This is a genomic window from Streptomyces polyasparticus (assembly GCF_014493765.1).
GTDB classification, from domain to species: domain Bacteria; phylum Actinomycetota; class Actinomycetes; order Streptomycetales; family Streptomycetaceae; genus Streptomyces; species Streptomyces polyasparticus.
In genome coordinates this window covers 62,676-80,461 of sequence record NZ_JACTVJ010000011.1, presented here as the reverse complement: position 1 = coordinate 80,461, position 17,786 = coordinate 62,676, and the positions used below count along the sequence as shown (strand labels likewise).

Genomic DNA, 17,786 nt, shown 5'->3' with positions numbered 1-17,786 from the left:
GGCAGCACCCCACCAGAGCGCAAGATCATGTTCCGGTATTCCCCGCGGCCCGGCGAGCCGCCCGCCCGGCGTCAGCAGCCGTCGCAGGGGCAGCAGCAGTCGCAGTTGCCGCAGTTGCAGTCACAGCTGTGACAGCAGCCCTCGCGCTTCTTGCGCGACCACGGACCCTCGTACGACTCGGCACAGCACATCTGGCAGGTGCAGCACACCACGAAGAACATGCCGCAGCCGGCCCAGAACCCGCGCCGCCCCTTGGGCTGCTCGGGCGCGGGACCCCCGCCGAACCTGTCGAAGCCACCCGGTCCTCCGGGCCCGCCGGGCCCCACCGGACCGCCCGCTCCCCCGCCGTACGGACCGCCGGCGCCGCCTCCGTACGGATTCCCGGAGCCACCCCCGTACGGATTCCCGGAGCCGCCGTCGTACGGCTGCCGGCCGCCGAACCCGGAGGGCGGCGGACCGAACCCCTGCGGACCGCCCGCGCCGGGCTGCTGATGAGAGCAGGTCGTCGAGCCGAACGCACGGTCCACCGAGCGCCGCAGCTCATGCGCGAGCAGCATGTGCGCGAGCCGCTGCTCGGTGAACTCCACATCGTTCAGAGCGAGCCGGATCCCGTGCAGCGCGTCATCGGCGAGCCGCCGCGCCTCCGCCAGGGAAGTCCCGGTCGCCGTCAGCGGATTCCAGGCGCCGGCCTCGGCGTCGGCCGCCTGGTCCTCGACCGCGTCGAGGAGGTGCGCGAGCCGCCCGAAGAGTCGGCCCGCCTCGGCGAGCGGCCCGGCGTTGGACGGCCGGCCCGCCAGCCAGGCGGTGTGCGCGAAGGCGGCGGCCGTCGCGGTCTCGGTCGGCTCGGTGACCGTGAGCAGCGACGTCCCGGGCCCGGCAAGGGCCTCGATCTCCAGCTGGCGGTCCACGGCGTCGACCAGAACGGCCGTGTCGAAACCGACGGCCGATCCGGCCTTCGCTCCCGCACGGTCCCAGCCCTTGGCCACCCGCCGCGCGGCGGCCGCCACCGGCCCGCGCGCGAGCAGCCCGTCGCCGTCGGCCACATGGTCACGCACCTTGGCGGACGCGAGCACCAGCGAGACGGCCGCGGCGAGCCGCGCGCCCTCGCCCTGCGCGACGGACGCGGTCCGCATCCCGCGCAGCGCACAAGGCCCCGCCGTACGGCGCCAGTCGGTGCTGCGCTCGGCCTGAGCCTCCGTCAGAACCGAGATCAGCAGGCCGTCGTAGTTGGTGACGATCCGCGAGAACTGGCCGTGATCCTTGCGCAGCGCGAGACAGAGCCCGCAAAGGTGCGCCATCCATTGGGTCTTGAGTCCCTCGCCGAGATGGTGGCTGCAGGGCCGCACGATTCCGAACACGTCGACTTCCCCCGTGAGGTCGCTTGGAGTGAGCCGCATCGTACCCACCAGCGGCAATCGCCCACAGGTTCTCCACGACACGCCGGTATCACCCGTACGCCACAACAAATACTATTTCACTCACTGTCAGCAGCCGTGCCCGTCAGGACCCTTGGGGAATGGGGAGTACGTTCTGCACCAGTACCGTCACAAACCCCTGACGCAGCGAAAAACGGCTGGGTCAACGCGGAGCCCGCTGAGCATCATGGACGACCATAGGGGCACGTGCGGAGTTGAAGAACCGCTGTGAGAGGAGGCGTCCATGGGATCGGTACGTAAGGCAAGCGCCTGGCTTGGCCTCGTCGACGACAACGATGACGAGCGTTACTACGACGGATACGACGACGACGCGGCCGACTCGGTCGAGGAGTCCCGTACGGACAACTCCTGGGTCACCGACCCACGGGTCCGCGTCGCGTCGCAGACCGCCGAGGAGCAGGGCCGGCGCATCGGCACCGTGACACCGGACAGCTTCCGCGACGCCCGCGGCATCGGTGAGCTGTTCCGCGACGGCGTGCCCGTCATCATGAACCTCACGTCGATGGAGCCCTCCGACGCCAAGCGCGTGGTGGACTTCGCGGCCGGCCTGACCTTCGGGCTGCGCGGCTCCATCGAGCGTGTGGCGGGCCGGGTCTTCCTGCTGACCCCGGCCAACACCCAGATCGTCAACGGCGAGTCCACGGCCCGCCCCGCTGACGGCTTCTTCAACCAGAGCTGACGCGGCTCGGCGGAGGAACCGGCCACCGACCCGGTCCCTCCGGAGCCGCCCGGGCCCCAGGACCGGCTCTCAGCGGAAGGCGTCGAGCCCGGTGAGCGCCTTGCCGAGCACCAACTGATGCATCTCCACGGTGCCTTCGTACGTGAGCACCGATTCGAGATTCGTCGCATGGCGCATCACGGGGTACTCCAGCGAAATCCCGTTCGCCCCCAGGATGGTGCGCGAGGTCCGGCAGATCTCGATGGCCTCGCGCACATTGTTGAGCTTGCCGAAGCTGACCTGCTCGGGCCGCAGCCGCCCGGCGTCCATCCGGCGGCCCAGATGGTGCGCGAGCAGAATCCCCTTGTGCAGTTCGACGGCCATGTCCGCGAGCTTGGCCTGGGTGAGCTGGAAGCCCCCGATGGGCTTCCCGAACTGCTCACGCGTCCTGGCGTATTCCAGCGCCGACTCGAAGCTCGCTCGGGCCGCTCCCATCGCACCCCAGACGATGCCGTAGCGGGCGTGGCTGAGGCAGCTCAGCGGTCCGCGCAGGCCGGTGACCTCCGGCAGTACGGCGTCGGCGGGCAGCCGGACCTCGTCCATCACCAGCTCGCTGGTGACGGAGGCGCGCAGCGACCACTTGTGCTTGATCTCGGGGGCGGAGAATCCCGGACTGTCGGTGGGGACGACGAAGCCGCGCACCCCGTCGTCGGTCTGCGCCCAGACGACGGCGACCTTCGCGACCGAGCCGTTCGTGATCCACATCTTGCGCCCGGTGAGCACCCAGTCGGTGCCGTCCTTCTTGGCGTACGTGCGCATGCCCGCCGGGTCGGAGCCGTGGTCGGGTTCGGTCAGGCCGAAGCAGCCGATGGCCTCGCCCGCCGCCATCCGCGGCAGCCACTGCTGCTTCTGCTCCTCGGAGCCGTACTTCCAGATCGCGTACATCGCGAGCGAGCCCTGTACGGAGACGAGGGAGCGGATCCCGGAGTCGGCGGCCTCGAGCTCGAGGCAGGCGAGTCCGTACTGGACGGCGCTCGCGCCCGCGCAGCCGTAGCCGGTGAGCGACATCCCGAGCGCGCCGATCCCGCCGAGTTCGCGCGCGAGGTCATGGATGCCCGGCAGCTCGCCCTTCTCGTACCAGTCGGCGACGTACGGCAGTACGCGGTCGGCGGCCCAGGTGCGCACCGTGTCCCGGATGGCGAGGTCCTCGGGGTCGAGGAGATCGTCGATGCCGAGGGGGTCGCGGGGGTCGAACGGGGGTGCTGCGGATGCGGACATGACCGGCCTCCCGGGGGTGCGGGCAGTCAAACTAGCGCTGATAGTTACGGTGCGCCGCCGACGTTAGCACTCGGTCCCTGCCATCCAGCCCCTGCGGCGTTTGAGCAGATCCGAACGAAGTTCGGATGAGGGGGTCCGGGGCGCGGCCCCGGTTTCGGGAAGGGGCGGGGTGGGAGAAAAGCCCACCGCAGGCGCTCCTCAGCCCCGCGACCGAGCAGGCGCCCGGGAAGCGGACTCACGCGAGGCTGCCGGCGACGGAATCGCCACCACCGCATCGTCCGCGTCGCACGACTCCCCGCACGCCATCGCCCGCGGCAACCGCAGCGCCGCCACCGCACCGAGCAGCAGCAGGCCCGCGCTGACCATCAGCGTGACGTGCAGTCCGTTCACGAACGAGTCCCGCGCGGCCGCCCGCAGGGAGGCTCCCGCGGAACCGCCGAGGGAGTGCGCCACCTCGTACGCCTGGCCGAGAGAGTTCTCCGCGGCGGCCCGCGCCGAGGACGGGACCCCGGTCGCGGACTCGAGGCCGGGTGCGTACGCCGCGTTCATCACGCTGCCGAGCAGCGCTATGCCCATGCCGCCGCCGAGCTGGTACGAGGTCTCGCCGATGGCGGCCGCGCCGCCCGCCTGCCCCGGCGGCGCCTCGCTGAGCATCGACTCGTAACTGCCGAAGAGCGTGGTCTGCAGACCGAAGCCGAGCAGCACGAAGCCGACGAGCATCAGGACCGGCTGGTCCTTGTGGCCGAGGAAGGTGAGGACGAGGACGGCGGCCGCGGTCAGACAGAAGCCGGAGGCGACCATGGCGCGCGGTCCGACCCGGGGCAGCAGCCGCGAGCCGACCAGGCCGCCCGCCATCGCGGCGAGCGTCAGGGGCACCATCCGCAGACCGGTCTCCAGCGGCGAGAGGCCGAGGACAAGCTGCAGGTACTGGGCGGCGATCAGCATCAGGCCGACAAGCGCGAGCATCGCGAGGACGATGCAGCTGACCGAGGTGCCGAATGCGGGCCGCGAGAACATCGACAGATCGACGAGCGGATGCTTCCGGCGGCGCTGCCTGCGGACGAAGAGGACCAGCAGCAGCGCGCCGACGACCAACGGTACGAGGGTCATCGCGCTGAGCACGCCCTCGCCGCCGCCCGCACGCTTGACTCCCATGACGACGCCGAAGAGTCCGCCGGCCGCCATCAGCGCGCCGACCACGTCCCACGGCCCGTCGCGGTCGCCGGTCGATTCGGGCAGCAGCCAGCGGCCGACGAAGAGGCTGGCGAACATCAGCGGGATGTTGATCAGGAAGACCGCGCCCCACCAGAAGTGCTCGAGCAGGAAGCCGCCGAGCAGCGGTCCCGCGGCGGCGCCGATCGCGGCGACGGCGGTCCACACACCGATGGCGACGGCCCGTTCGCGCCGGTCGGGGAAGACCTGGCGGACGATCGAGAGGGTGGCGGGCATGATCATCGCGCCGCCGACGCCGAGCAGCGCACGGGCGGCGATCAGGAGGTGGGGCGAGTCGGCGAGCGCCGCCATCGCGGAGGCGACGCCGAACAGGCCGTATCCGAGCAGCAGGACCTTGCGCCGGCCGACGCGGTCGCCCAGCGTGCCGAACAGGATCAGGAGCGCGGCGCAGACGAGCGGATAGGCATCCACGATCCACAGGAGCTGGATGCCGCCCGGCTTGAGGTCCTCGGTGACGGCGGGGACCGCGACATGCAGCACGGTCGAGTCGATCGCGACGATCGCCAGGGAGACACACAGGACGATCAGGACGACCCAGCGGTTGGCACCGCCCTCGGGGCACAGACGCCGGGCAACGGCCGAGGACCGCCGCGCGGCAGCCGTGGTCGTCCCGCTCATCCGTACCTCCAGTGGGCCTCGTGCGCTGCCGTCGGTGTGGGGCCGTACCGGCGCGTTCGCGAGTGAGCCGTCAGATTACGTCAGTTCACTGGTGGTGCGCGTGGTCCATCTCTCACGTGTGCACGCGACTGCCTGTGGCATACACCACCCTTCTTCGCCCTATACACGCACAGAGGGTGCATGCGGTTCGGGCCGCGCGAGGGGCGGCGCCCATAATCGAGCCCGTGACCGACCTTGATCGCCGTGCTGAGCGGCCCCCCACCAGCGGACGCGTGGCCCGCGCGCTGCGGCACGCGGCGCCCGCGCTGCTCGTCTACGCCGGGGTGCGCGCACTCGGTCTCCTGGCGCTCGCGCTGTGGTGCCTGGGCTCGGGCAAGAGCCCGCACACCCTGCTCACCGCCCGCTGGGACTCGCTCTGGTACACCCGCGTCGCCGAGCACGGCTACGGCTGGTCGACCACGCTGCCCGACGGCACGGTCCACTCGAATCTCGCGTTCTTCCCGCTGCTGCCCTGGCTGGAGCGCGCGCTCTCGGCGGTCAGCCCGCTGTCGTACGCGGACGCCGGGATGGTGGTCGCCTGGCTGGCCTCGCTCGCGGCGGCCTGGGGGATCTTCCTGATCGCCGACCGGCTGTACGGGAGGCGGGCCGGGGTCTGCGCCGTCGCGCTGTGGGCCGTCCTGCCGGTCGGGATCGTGCAGTCGATGGCGTACAGCGAGTCCCTGTTCACGGCGCTGGCCGCCTGGTCGCTGTACGCGGTCCTGCGCGAGCGCTGGGTGAGCGCCGGTCTGCTCGCCGCGCTCGCCGGCCTGACCCGGCCCGTGGGCATGGCGGTGGTGGCGGCACTGTGGGTCGCGGCGGTCCTCTTCGTCGTACGGGAGCGCAGGGCGCCCTGGCGGATGGTGCTCGGCGCGGTGCTCGCCCCGCTGGGTGCGGCCGGGTACGTGCTGTGGGTCGGACAGAAGACGGGCGGCGGGCTCTTCGGCTACCTCGACGTACAGAAGCAGTGGGGCAACGGCTTCGACTTCGGGTACGCCTTCGCGCGGTTCATCGGCGAAAGGTTCACGTCATTCCCGTCGGCGCTCGCCGGTCTCGGTCTGATCGCCGGGGTCGCGGCGGTGATCTGGCTCTACGTGACGGGCGTACGGCAGAAGCAGCCGGTGCCGCTCCTTGTCTACACGGGCATCGTGCTCGCGCTCGCGCTCTGCGCCTCCGGCTACTTCGGGTCCAAGCCGCGCCTTCTGATGCCGGCCTTCCCGCTCCTGCTGCCGCTCGCCGTCGCCCTGGCGCGGCTGCGAACGTCCAGGTCGGCGCTGGTGCTCAGCGTCGCAGCTGCGGCATCTGCGGCGTATGGGGCGCTTTGGCTGAACGGCTCGGGCCCCCCGTGATCGGCAGGGAAAATCCGTACTGATTAGCGGTGAACGAATTCGAACCGGGTGTGGAAAACGGCAGTGAAATGATCAATGGAATAGGAGTCGAAGGTCCCGCGCTATTCGAAGGACCGCGGGAATAAAGGTCCTCCTGAGATCAATCCCACATCACATCGTCATCACAAAGCCACTGATTCGGCCTAGCGCCCAGCTCACTCGCTGTAACGTCGATTGAGTGCGTACCGAACAAAACCTCACCCGTCTGGACCGGCTCTTCGCCCGTCTGGACCGTGAGCCTGAGCGGCCGCAGAACCTCGATGTTCCGCGGATGAGTCCGCACCGGATCGTGCTTCTCGGCTCGACCCTGGTGTTCTACGGGCTCATCGTCGTGGCCGTCATCAACACCACCTGGCTCGTCAGGCTCGACTGGCAGCTGATGTTCTTCCGGCCCTACGAGCAGTGGTCGGGGCTGCACGCCTGGATCGACTACTACGTGGTGCTCGGCCAGCGCGGCCCCACCGCCGTGATGGTCCTGGCCTGGCTGGGCTGGCGCTCCTGGCGGCAGCACACGCTGCGTCCGCTCCTGATGCTCGGCACGTCCCTGCTGCTGCTCAACATCACCGTGGGCGCCGCCAAGATCGGCATGGGCCGGCTCGGGCCGCACTACGCCACCGCCATCGGTTCCAACGAGATGTGGCACTTCGGCAACGGCGATATATTCCCCTCCGGCCACACCGCCAACGCGGTCGTGACCTGGGGCATCCTCGCGTACCTTGCCTCCAGCCAGCGCACCCGCCGCTATCTGTCGGCCATCTCCGCGATCGTGGCGCTCGGCGTCGGCCTCAGCACCGTGTACCTCGGCACGCACTGGCTCAGCGACGTGATGCTGGGCTGGGCCGCCGGTCTGCTCATCCTGCTCGCGCTGCCCTGGTTCGAGCCCCTGGTGGCACGGGCCGAGGCCTGGATCTTCGCGCTGCGCGACCGGCTCCGCGAGCGCCGCGCCGCGGCGCGTGCACTGCCCGCCGGGGTGCCCGCGATGTTCCCGCAGCGCACGCCCGCCGACGACGAGGTGCCGGCCGCCGCACGCGAGCCGATCACCGCGACGGTGCATCCGACGCGTGGCCTGCGCACCCACGCGGCACGCCAGGACCGCGCCGCCGCCACGCCCGTACGGTCGGAGCGCAGCCCCGCCGCACCGGTCGTCAGCCGGCGGCCGCAGCACCCGGAGCGGGTCGCCCGTTCCACCTCGGCGAGCCCGGTCACGGGGAGCTGAGGCGCTCACCGCACACTCCACGGACTGCGGGGCCGGTACGCACAACCTCCCCGCGCAGAAGGCCCCGGCTCATCGAGCCGGGGCCTTCGCCGTGCGGAGACAGATGCAGAGGCGGAGGGGTGCGGGTGCCTCAGCCCTTCCAACAGCGCGTCACCGCGCCGTTCGCGACCTCGAAGTTCAGCCGCCCCTCGAGGTACTCCATGGTGATGATGGCGCCCGGCGGGAGCTTTCTGACCGTGCTCCAGCCGCGCTCGCGGGCCCGCTGCTCCGCGCTCTGGGCGTCGAGGCCTACGTAGGTCTCCAGGCTGTCCTGAGGTCCTGATCCGGGCGTGGGTATCGGTGCCATACGGCCACCGTAGGCGTCCGCGCGACCAAGTGGGAAGCCGATACCGAAGGTCCGGGGCGCGGCTCTTCATGTGCACACCAAGCGTCACCTGTCCCCCGGCGGTCACGCTTGTGTCACAGCTTCACTACACCGGTTTATCCGGTTGCTCTTCACACGAACGAGGGGTTCCGAATTCTCTCCGGGGGTACTCGTAAAGGTCGTTTGCCTTCCGGTGAATTCCGGGGAGTGCGGCAGTCCGTGATTGTCCCGTAATAGCGATCCGGGTCCCGCGCCGGGGACTTGACGGGCCATAAGGAATTCATGGTTCCCCTACCGATTCACACCGGATCTCTACATTCCACTCACCGCGCGCATGTACTCCCGTGCGTACGCCCCCTGTTGGAGTCGGGGGCAACGCGAGCATCATGGCCAGTGCCCGAGGCCCGGAACGTCACGACGCGAGGGGGCAGCGATGGGGACGGACACGGTGCAGGAGGTCGCCGACGCGGCTCCGGTGCGGCGGCCCGGACGGGTCGTCGTCGACTGGCTGACGACCACCGACCACAAGAAGATCGGGCATCTCTACCTGATCACCTCGTTCGCCTTCTTCCTGATCGCCGGTCTGATGGCCCTGATGATGCGGGCCGAACTCGCCCGCCCCGGCCTGCAGCTGATGAGCAACAACGAGTTCAACCAGGCCTTCACGATGCACGGCACGATCATGCTGCTGCTGTTCGCGACGCCGACCTTCGCGGGCTTCGCCAACGAGATCATGCCGCTGCAGATCGGCTCGCCCGACGTGGCCTTCCCGCGGCTCAACATGCTCTCGTACTGGCTGTTCCTCTTCGGCGGCCTGATCGTGCTCGGCTCCCTGCTCGTGCCCTCGGGACCGGCCAACTTCGGCTGGTTCGCCTACGCGCCGCTCAACAGCCTGGAGCGCTCCCCCGGCATCGGCGCCGACATGTGGATCATGGGCCTCGCGCTCTCCGGCTTCGGCACGATCCTCGGTGCCGTGAACTTCCTGACGACGATCATCGGGATGCGGGCGCCCGGCATGACGATGTTCCGTATGCCGATCTTCACCTGGAACGTCCTGTTCACATCGATCCTGGTGCTGCTCGCGTTCCCCGTGCTCGCGGCCGCGCTGCTCGTCCTGGAGGCGGACCGGCGGTTCGGGTCGATGGTGTTCGAGGCGGAGTTCGGCGGTGCGCTGCTCTGGCAGCATCTGTTCTGGTTCTTCGGGCATCCCGAGGTCTACATCATCGCCCTGCCGTTCTTCGGCATCATCACGGAGATCCTCCCGGTCTTCAGCCGCAAACCGATCTTCGGTTACGTGATGCTGGTCGGCGCCACGATGGCGATCACCGGTCTGTCGGTCGTGGTCTGGGCGCACCACATGTTCGCGACGGGAGCGGTGCTGCTTCCGTTCTTCTCGTTCATGTCGTTCCTGATCGCGGTGCCCACCGGGGTGAAGTTCTTCAACTGGACCGGCACGATGCTCAAGGGGTCGCTGAGCTTCGAGACACCGATGCTGTGGGCGATCGGCTTCCTGGTGTCGTTCCTGTTCGGCGGTCTGACGGGGGTGATCCTCGCGTCGCCGCCCCTCGACTTCCATGTCACCGACTCGTACTTCGTCGTCGCGCACTTCCACTACGTGGTGTTCGGCACGGTGGTCTTCGCGACCTTCGGCGGCTTCTTCTTCTGGTGGCCGAAGTTCACGGGCAAGATGCTCGACGAGCGGCTCGGCAAGATCCAGTTCTGGACGCTCTTCGTCGGCTTCCACACCACGTTCCTGGTGCAGCACTGGCTGGGCGCGGAGGGGATGCCACGGCGGTACGCGGACTATCTCGCGGCCGACGGGTTCACGGTGCTCAACACCATCTCGACCATCGGCGCCTTCCTGCTCGGCCTGTCCACGCTGCCGTTCGCGTACAACGTCTGGAAGACCGCCAAGTACGGCAAGGAGGTGGAGGTCGACGACCCCTGGGGCTACGGGCGTTCCCTGGAGTGGGCGACGTCGTGTCCGCCGCCGCGGCACAACTTCGTCACGCTGCCCCGGATCCGTTCGGAGTCCCCGGCGTTCGATCTGCACCATCCGAAGTTCGCGGCGTTCCAGCGGGCGACGAACCCCGTTCCAGAGCCCGGGAGAGGCGATCACGACTCCGCCTGATGTGCTCCGTCAGCTCGGCGGGTTCCACCACCTCGAACTCGTAACCCATGAGCATCACATGGATCACCATCACGTCCAGGCTGCCGGCCCCCGTACGCAGGATGCAGGTGCTGTCCGTCTCGGCCTCGATGACGCCGGTGGACGGCGAGATGCGCTCCGCCGCCTCCTCGGCCGTGGTGTGCAGGCGGATCGTGGCCTGGGCGTTGTACGCGCGGGTCGAGACGCCCTTGGAGACATACGCGGCAAGGTCTTCGGCGGGCGCCTCGCGCGGCGCGAACCGCGGCCCGTGCGGGGGCTTGGGCGTGATGCGGTCGGCGCGGAACGTGCGCCAGTCCTGGCGGTCCACGTCCCACGCGACCAGGTACCAGCGGCGTTCGGTGCACACGAGGCGGTGCGGTTCGACCGTACGGCGGGTGGAACTGCCGCTGTGATCGCGGTACTCGAAGCGCAGCCGCTCGCTGTCGCGGCAGACGCCGGCCAGTTCGGTGAGCACCGAGGGGTCGACGGCGGAGGTCCTGGCCGAGCGCAGCATCGGCACGGTGAACGCGTTGAGGGTGCTGACGCGGCGGCGGAGCCGGTTGGGCAGCACCTGCTCCAGCTTCGCGAGCGCCCGCACCGAGGTCTCGCCGATGCCCTCGATGCCCTGTCCTGCCGCGGTGCGCAGACCGACGGCGACGGCCACCGCCTCCTCGTCGTCGAGCAGGAGCGGGGGCATCTCGGCGCCCACGCCCAGCTGGTAGCCGCCCCCGGTGCCGGGTGAGGCGTTCACGGGGTAGCCGAGTTCGCGCAGCCGGTCCACATCGCGGCGCACCGTGCGCGGGGTGACGCCGAGGCGGTCCGCGAGGTCGGCGCCGGACCACTCGCGGTGCGCCTGGAGGAGGGAGAGCAGCTTCAACAGGCGGGCCGAGGTCTCGAGCATGGCCCCGAGTCTGCCACTGACCCACGGCGCCCCGATGACCATGGTCCGGGTTCGTCCTGAGGACTGTAGGTGTCCGCAAGCGCCGCTACGTTGTGGGGCATGGCAGAGAACACTGCACCCTCGAAGAGCGGCTCCATCCGGCCTTTCCGGATCGACATACCGCAGGCGCAGCTCGACGATCTGCGCTCCCGGCTCGCGGCGGCCCGCTGGCCGGACCAACTCCCCGGCACCGACTGGGAGTACGGCGCCTCCCTGACGTACGTACAGTCGCTGGCCGAGTACTGGCGCACCGGGTACGACTGGCGCAAGCACGAGGCCCGGATCAACGACCTGCCGCAGTTCACCACCGAGATCGACGGTGCCAACGTGCACTTCGTGCACGTCCGCTCACCCGAACCGGACGCGCTCCCGCTGATCCTCACGCACGGCTGGCCGGGCTCGATCGTGGAGTTCCTCGAGCTCATCGGCCCGCTCAGCGACCCGCGCGCCCATGGCGGGGACCCGTCGGACGCCTTCCATGTGGTGGTCCCCTCGATCCCCGGCTTCGGCTTCTCCGGGCCGACCCGGGACAAGGGCTGGAACGCCACCCGGGTCGCCAGGGCCTGGCACGAGCTGATGCGGCGGCTCGGATACGAGCGGTACGGCGCCCAGGGCGGCGACCTCGGCGCGATCATCTCGCCGACGCTCGGCCGGATCGAGCCCGAGGCCGTGATCGGCATCCATGTGAACGCCGCCTCGGTCGGGTTCATCCCGCTCGGCCCGGTCCCGGACGAATTCAGGGCCCAGCTGACCGAGAAGGAGCTCAAGCGGCTCGAGAAGATCAACTGGTTCATGAGCGAGGGCTTCGGCTACAACAAGCTGCAGTCCACGCGCCCGCAGACCCTCGCGTACAGCCTCAGCGACTCGCCGGTCGGGCAACTCGCCTGGATCGTCGAGAAGTTCAAGGAGTGGACCCACCCCTCCGCCGAGCTGCCCGAGGACGCGGTCGACCGGGACACGCTCCTGACCAACGTGATGTTCTACTGGCTGACCGGCACGGGCGGCTCGGCGGCGCGGATCTACTACGAGAACACCCATGTACTCGACTGGTTCCCGTCCGCACCGTCCCCGGTGCCCACCGGGGTCGCCAACTTCTACGAGGACGCGGCGATCCGCCGGTGGGCCGAGGACCTGAACACCATCACGCACTGGAACGAGTACGAGACGGGCGGGCACTTCGCCGCCCTGGAGGCCCCGCAGGAACTCCTGGGCGACGTAAGGGAGTTCTTCCGCACCGTGCGCTAGGCGGTCTCCTCCTCGCAGGCCTGCACCTTGACCGACAGATCGTTGTCGACGGTGTAGTACGGCTCGGCCTCGACCGGGCCGTACTCGCCCGTCACCCGCGACGACGGGTAGCGGAACACCGGCTTCTTGTCGGCGACGTCGTCGAGCAGCCGCCCGACCCGCACGCGCGGCCCCTGCGCACCCGAGGGCCGCAGACGCAGGTCCCACAGGCCCGGTCCGAGCTTCCGGTACGGAACGGTGGCGGTGAACTCGTCGCCGCTGACCTTCACTTCGACGGTCACCGGCGGCTCCGCGCTGCCGCGCAGGTCCGCCAGCAGATCCGCCTCCTCGCCGAACTCGGCGCCGAGCAGCCGTCCCTGGAGGGTGAGCCGGCCCTCGCCGATGTGCAGCTCCCCCGCCTCGGCGTGCGGCCCCCGCTGCCAGGCGCGCACCGCGAGATGGCCCTCCTTCGCGGGATACGGGATACGGACCCGGAGCTTGCCCTCCACCTTGTGCGCCTCACGGTCGAGCAGGGCGCGCAGATCGTTCATCCCCGGCAGCACTCTGACCGGCTCTTCGTCGTCGAGCACCAGATACACATCCCACCGGCCCTCACGCAGCGCGGTGCCGACCGGCAGCTCCGCCCGGAGGCGGCCGCCGGGCAGCTCCGCGAGCGGCAGCCGTACCTCGTCCTGCGCCTGCTTGGCGTGGCGGCGCAGCAGAAGGCAGGACCGGCGGTCCGCGGCCTCGGGCAGCGCCAGTTCGATGGAGACGCCCCCGTCGGCATCGGCGGCGCAGAAGGCACGCGGCCCTGCGCTCGGCACGGACGGGGCAGGTGACGCTGTGCTCATACGGTCCTCGCCTTCATGACGGCCGCCCGCACGCCGTTCCTCTTCACATAGCCCACGCCCTGCCGCACCGTGCCGGCCACGTTCCTGGCCGCGTACGCCCTGCCGACCAGCGCACCGCGGGCCCGGTGGGCACCGGAGCGCAGCGGGCCCCGGCGGGCGACGAGCTCGGTCAGGAGCCGGTCGTAGCGTTCGCCGATCGTCGCCGGGTCGTAGCGGTGCGCGCGCTCACGTGCCGCACGGCCCATCGCGGCGCGCTTCTCGTCGTCGTTGATCAGGCCGAGGAGCGCGGCGCCCATGGCCTTGACGTCGCCGTTGGGCACGAGCTGCCCGTCCACGCCAGGCGTGATGATCTCGCCGGGGCCGTGCGGACAGTCGGTGGCGACCACCGGCAGACCCGCGCGCATCGCCTCGACGATGGTCATCCCGAAGGGCTCGAAGCTGGAGGAAACCGCGGCGATCGCCCCCTTGCCCCACTCGGGTTCGAGCGGGCTGACCGGGCCCATCAGGAAGACGTGGTTGTACAGGCCGAGGCGCTCGACGAGTTCGCGCAGCTTCTGCCGCTCGACGCCGCCTCCGTAGATCCGAAGACGCCAGTCCGGCCGCTCCTCGACCACCTGCGCGAAGGCACGTATCAGCAGGTCGTAGCGCTTCATGCGGGCCAGCCGTCCGGCCGCGATCACCCACTTGCCCCGGCCGTCCGCGGGTGCGAGACCGGCGTCCGGCACCGAGTTCGGCACGGACTCCACACGCACGCCGGGCAGCCACAGCCTGCGGTAGTCGCGGGCGTCCTTCTCCGTCACCGTGATCAGCGCGTCCAGGCGCGGATACAGGGCCCGCAGCTCGCGCTGGAGGCGGGGCGGGTGGGTGGAGTAGGTCAGATGCTCCTGGCCCAGCAGGACGGGGCCGCGACGTGCCTGCCGTACCAGATGGGTGTTGAGCCCGGGCCGGGTGCCGATGACCACATCCGCGTCGGTGGTCGCGAGATACGCGCCGATCCGCCGGTCGGTCAGCAGGCTGTAGCGGTCGTAGGCGCCGTCGTGGCGCGCGAACACACGGGACGGCAGCTTGTTCTCGGGATCGTCGCCCTCGAAGGTCGACTCCTGTCTGCGCAGGTCGACGAGGTAGCGGACGGGCACGTTCCCGTCCGGTGCGAGCAAGGGCCGCTCCCGGTTGCGGAAGACCGAGACCACCTCGACCTCGTGCTGCTGCGCGAGCTGTTCGGCGAGGTTGAAAGTGGTCCTGATCGTCCCCCCGATGCCATAGGCGCTGTTGATCAGGAATGAGATGCGCATGCGTCCCCAAGTTCCCCGTTTCCCTGCGGACATCTGGACTTCCCCTCCCCGATGTCCGCCTGACATCAGATGTGACGTCCGAACGTGCGTACTGGTTGGGTTCCGGTAGGCGCTCGTTCCCGAAACGTTTGATCTTCGTGACGCGTAGGGCCGGGCTCCGCACCTCTCGTCCCGGTTTCCCCGCACGCACATGCCTTCCTCGGCCACGTGCATCTCTGCCAGGGTGGATGCATGGCAACGCTCTTCCGACGGCTGCTCCGCACACTGCCGCGGTTCGGTGTGCACGTGCTCGATCTGGAGCCGGGAGCCGCGGTGGTCTCCCGGCGCGGCAGGTGGAAGCACGCGCGCTTCGGCGGCGCCGGGGCCCATCTGCTGGTCCGCGCGGGCCAGGATGTGGCCGACGAGCGGGAGTTCCAGCTCGCCGCCGCCCAGTACCTCTGCCATCACCATGTGGCCGGGATCCTCGACAAGTACGAGGTGAACTGCGTCTTCGACGTGGGCGCCAACGCGGGCCAGTACGCGAAGCGGCTGCGCCGCTCCGGCTACAAGGGACGGATCGTCTCCTTCGAGCCGGTCCCGCTCACCTTCGAGCGGCTGCGCGAGGCGGCCGCGAACGATCCGGACTGGCTGGTGCACAACTACGCCCTCGGCAGCGAGGAAGGCACGAGCACCATCCATATCGACTGGAAGACCATGAACTCGCTGCTGCCGCCGAGCGATTACGGACGCGGCCGCTACAAGCGGTTCAAGAACGGCCGCACCGAGGAGATCACGGTCCGCCGGCTCGACGCCGTGATCGACGAGGCGCTCGACGGGATCGCCGCCCCGTGCCCGTATCTGAAGATGGATACGCAGGGGTTCGATCTGCAGGTCTTCGAGGGCGGCGGCAAGCGCATCGACGAGTTCGTGGGACTGCAGTCCGAGATCGCACCGCTCAGGCTGTACGAGGGCAGCCCCGCCATGGCCGAGTCGATCGCCGCGTACGAGAGCCGGGGTTTCGGCATCACCGGGATGTATCCGGTCACGCGGGAGCCGGCGACGGGGCGTGTGGTCGAGTTCGACTGTGTGATGGTGCGGCCGGAGGCGGCGCGGTAGGGCTGGGTTCTACTGCTCGTAGGGCAGTTGCGGCACCTCGAAGCAGTTCTCGTTCATGTCGCCGCCCTCGGTCACCCAGCCCTTCGCGTCCTGCCAGCGCGCCACCGACAGACAGGTCCTGCGGGTCTTCGGCGGCTCGGGGCGCTGCTCGAAGACGACGGGGATGAGCAGTCCGCGTGCGTCGTAGGGCTCACCTCTCTTCATGAACGCGTCCACGCACTCCCGCGTGACACCCGACTCCTGCTCCGCACAGGACGTCGCCGCGTCCGTGAACCACATGGCGGCCGCCCAGCCTTCGAGCTGCCACTGCGAGAGCCGGCGGTCCGCTCCCCTCATCGCGTCCCGGAACTCCTTCGCGGCCTCGCTGTCGGGGTCCTGGTAGTTGCGGCTCGATCCGGTCACCCACAGGGCGTTGCGGCAGCGCGGGGAGTCCGCGTAGTCCTCGGCCACGCCCGAGTTCCAGTTCTGGGCGTTGGTGACCTTCGCGGTCACCTTCGTGCCGACCTGGTCCATCGCCTTGCAGAGCTGGGCGTTGCCGTGCGAGTCGATCGCGTCGAAGACCAGATCGGCGCCCTGCTCCTTCAAGTCGGCCGCGACGGCACGGAAGTTGGGCAGCGCCAGGTCGACCTGCTCGTTGACGACCTTGTACCCCTCGGCCTGCAGACCGCGCGTGATCAGCTGGGCATAGCCCGCCGACGCAGCCTGGTTGTACGAGACCACGGCGGCGGTGCGGGCGCCGTGTTCACGCTTGAAGTAGCGGTAGATCTCGGTGCCGCCGTACTGCTTGCCGTCCCAGCCCGCCTCGCCGCCCTTGCGCGGCGCGAGCGAGCCGTAGATCGAGTACAGATGCGGATACGTGTCGTACGCGGGCCCGATCGGCTGCCCGCCGATGTCCGGGACGCCCGCGTCGGACACCCGCGGGGCGCCCTCGTAATCGAGCGTGGTCGTGGCGACGAGCGCGACGACCTGCTGCTCGTCGACGAGCTGGTGCACACACTCGTTGTTGCCGACGCCGCTGCCGCCGTCGTCGCAGGTGTGCACCTCCACCTTGCGGCCGCCGATCCCGCCCGCGGCGTTCAGACGGTCGAAGTACACCTTCGCGCCGTCCCGCGGCCCGGTGAACGCCTCGCCGCCCACCGGGCTCGTCTCGCTCGCGATGATCCCGACGCGCAGGGGCGAGGTGTCCGCGGGCTGCCCGGTCCCGGTGGGCCGGCCGGTGAACTCGCTCTCCGGCAGCCGGCTGCCGCAGCCGGCGGCGACCAGGGCGAGCAGCGCCGCGGACACATACCCGTACGGCCTTGCCTTCATCCGCTCAACAGCCGGGCAGCGGTGTGGTGCTGCCGCTCATCGCGAGCAGTCCGCAGAGCGTCTTGACCGACACCTTCCAGGTGCCGTCCTGCTCCACCACCGCTCCCGCGGCGCCCGGGAGGACGACCGCGCCGTTGAGCGAGAGGTCGTAGGCGACGTTGGCGGCGGTCGGCGAGGTGAAGGTCACCTTCTTGACCTCGGCCGTGGTCTGCTGACCGCGTTCGTCCCCGCTGAAGGCCTGCAGGACGGGCCGCATCTTGGTGCCGTTCTCCAGGACCTTCTCCTTCTCGGCCATCGAGACCTTGGGGTCGAAGAACTTCGCGAAGTTGGTCTTGATCTCCTTCTCGGCCGCCGCGGGATCCTCCGGCTGACCGCCGCCGGGTGCCTCCTCGGACGGAGACGCGCTCGTGGGATCCGCGGGTGCGCTGGTCGTCTTGTCCTTGGAGGGGGTGGGCGGCGGATCGTCGGTGCCCCCTCCTCCGTCGTCACCGCAGGCCGTGAGGGCCGGGCCGATGACCAGGACCGTTGCCGCGACGAGCGCGGACCAACGCCTCCTGGTACGCGTAGGGGGGCTGCTCCCGAGGACCATCTGGCTCACCACCGGGTGTCGGACCGGGCACAGCCCGGTGCTTTCAGGGTCAGCTTCAAGAAGGCATAGTGCAAGCGATCGGCTGACAAGAACAGAGCGATCGACAGACAC

14 protein-coding genes and 1 pseudogene are annotated in these 17,786 nt (G+C 69.8%); 6 read left to right on the top strand and 9 right to left on the bottom strand.

The genetic code is table 11. The annotated features are described in order from the left end of the window. Positions 1-71 precede the first annotated feature (71 nt). Positions 72-1,358: a DUF5685 family protein gene (locus tag H9Y04_RS22440; protein ID WP_187816158.1), complete on the bottom strand. Its 1,287-nt coding sequence runs from the start codon at positions 1,356-1,358 to the stop codon at positions 72-74. Positions 1,359-1,659: 301 nt separating this feature from the next. Here H9Y04_RS22440 and H9Y04_RS22435 point away from each other — a divergent pair, with 301 nt between their 5' ends. Further along, the gene (locus H9Y04_RS22435) at positions 1,660-2,115 is read left to right on the top strand and encodes a cell division protein SepF (protein ID WP_187815781.1); all 456 of its coding nucleotides are present in this window, start codon (positions 1,660-1,662) and stop codon (positions 2,113-2,115) included. 69 nt (positions 2,116-2,184) lie between these two features. Here the strand turns inward: H9Y04_RS22435 and H9Y04_RS22430 are convergent, their stop codons facing one another. Beyond that, the gene (locus H9Y04_RS22430; protein ID WP_187815780.1) at positions 2,185-3,372 is read right to left on the bottom strand and encodes an acyl-CoA dehydrogenase family protein; all 1,188 of its coding nucleotides are present in this window, start codon (positions 3,370-3,372) and stop codon (positions 2,185-2,187) included. Between the two features lie 198 nt (positions 3,373-3,570). Then, positions 3,571-5,223, bottom strand: a complete 1,653-nt coding sequence (locus tag H9Y04_RS22425) for an MFS transporter (RefSeq protein ID WP_187815779.1) — start codon at positions 5,221-5,223, stop codon at positions 3,571-3,573. Between the two features lie 224 nt (positions 5,224-5,447). On the opposite strand from H9Y04_RS22425, the gene H9Y04_RS22420 reads away from it, so the two are divergent. Further along, the gene (locus tag H9Y04_RS22420) at positions 5,448-6,608 is read left to right on the top strand and encodes a glycosyltransferase family 39 protein (protein WP_187815778.1); all 1,161 of its coding nucleotides are present in this window, start codon (positions 5,448-5,450) and stop codon (positions 6,606-6,608) included. A gap of 217 nt (positions 6,609-6,825) precedes the next feature. After that, positions 6,826-7,863: a phosphatase PAP2 family protein gene (locus H9Y04_RS22415; protein WP_187815777.1), complete on the top strand. Its 1,038-nt coding sequence runs from the start codon at positions 6,826-6,828 to the stop codon at positions 7,861-7,863. 130 nt (positions 7,864-7,993) lie between these two features. Here the strand turns inward: H9Y04_RS22415 and H9Y04_RS22410 are convergent, their stop codons facing one another. After that, complete coding sequence (locus tag H9Y04_RS22410) at positions 7,994-8,209, bottom strand: I78 family peptidase inhibitor (protein ID WP_187815776.1); 216 nt, start codon at positions 8,207-8,209, stop codon at positions 7,994-7,996. Positions 8,210-8,660: 451 nt separating this feature from the next. On the opposite strand from H9Y04_RS22410, the pseudogene ctaD reads away from it, so the two are divergent. Then, positions 8,661-10,334: pseudogene (gene ctaD / locus H9Y04_RS22405) on the top strand (aa3-type cytochrome oxidase subunit I); the annotation flags it as partial. On the opposite strand, the gene H9Y04_RS22400 reads toward ctaD, so the two are convergent. Beyond that, the gene (locus H9Y04_RS22400; RefSeq protein ID WP_187815775.1) at positions 10,234-11,277 is read right to left on the bottom strand and encodes a helix-turn-helix transcriptional regulator; all 1,044 of its coding nucleotides are present in this window, start codon (positions 11,275-11,277) and stop codon (positions 10,234-10,236) included. The pseudogene ctaD and the gene H9Y04_RS22400 sit on opposite strands and share 101 nt — an antisense overlap. A 99-nt stretch (positions 11,278-11,376) precedes the next feature. Here H9Y04_RS22400 and H9Y04_RS22395 point away from each other — a divergent pair, with 99 nt between their 5' ends. Further along, positions 11,377-12,561: an epoxide hydrolase family protein gene (locus H9Y04_RS22395; RefSeq protein ID WP_187815774.1), complete on the top strand. Its 1,185-nt coding sequence runs from the start codon at positions 11,377-11,379 to the stop codon at positions 12,559-12,561. Here H9Y04_RS22395 and H9Y04_RS22390 read toward each other — a convergent pair. Continuing rightward, on the bottom strand, positions 12,558-13,391 hold the full coding sequence (locus H9Y04_RS22390) for a hypothetical protein (protein WP_187815773.1): 834 nt from the start codon (positions 13,389-13,391) through the stop codon (positions 12,558-12,560). The genes H9Y04_RS22395 and H9Y04_RS22390 overlap by 4 nt on opposite strands. Then, a complete protein-coding gene (locus H9Y04_RS22385) occupies positions 13,388-14,683 on the bottom strand; it encodes a glycosyltransferase family 4 protein (RefSeq protein WP_187815772.1) in 1,296 nt (431 codons plus the stop codon). The genes H9Y04_RS22390 and H9Y04_RS22385 overlap by 4 nt, the downstream gene beginning before the upstream one ends. Before the next feature lie 231 nt (positions 14,684-14,914). On the opposite strand from H9Y04_RS22385, the gene H9Y04_RS22380 reads away from it, so the two are divergent. Then, complete coding sequence (locus H9Y04_RS22380) at positions 14,915-15,778, top strand: FkbM family methyltransferase (protein WP_187815771.1); 864 nt, start codon at positions 14,915-14,917, stop codon at positions 15,776-15,778. 9 nt (positions 15,779-15,787) lie between these two features. Here the strand turns inward: H9Y04_RS22380 and H9Y04_RS22375 are convergent, their stop codons facing one another. Next, a complete protein-coding gene (locus tag H9Y04_RS22375) occupies positions 15,788-17,086 on the bottom strand; it encodes an ABC transporter substrate-binding protein (RefSeq protein ID WP_187815770.1) in 1,299 nt (432 codons plus the stop codon). A 4-nt stretch (positions 17,087-17,090) separates the two neighbouring features. Beyond that, complete coding sequence (locus H9Y04_RS22370) at positions 17,091-17,675, bottom strand: MTB12 C-terminal domain-containing protein (RefSeq protein ID WP_187815769.1); 585 nt, start codon at positions 17,673-17,675, stop codon at positions 17,091-17,093. Positions 17,676-17,786 lie beyond the last annotated feature (111 nt).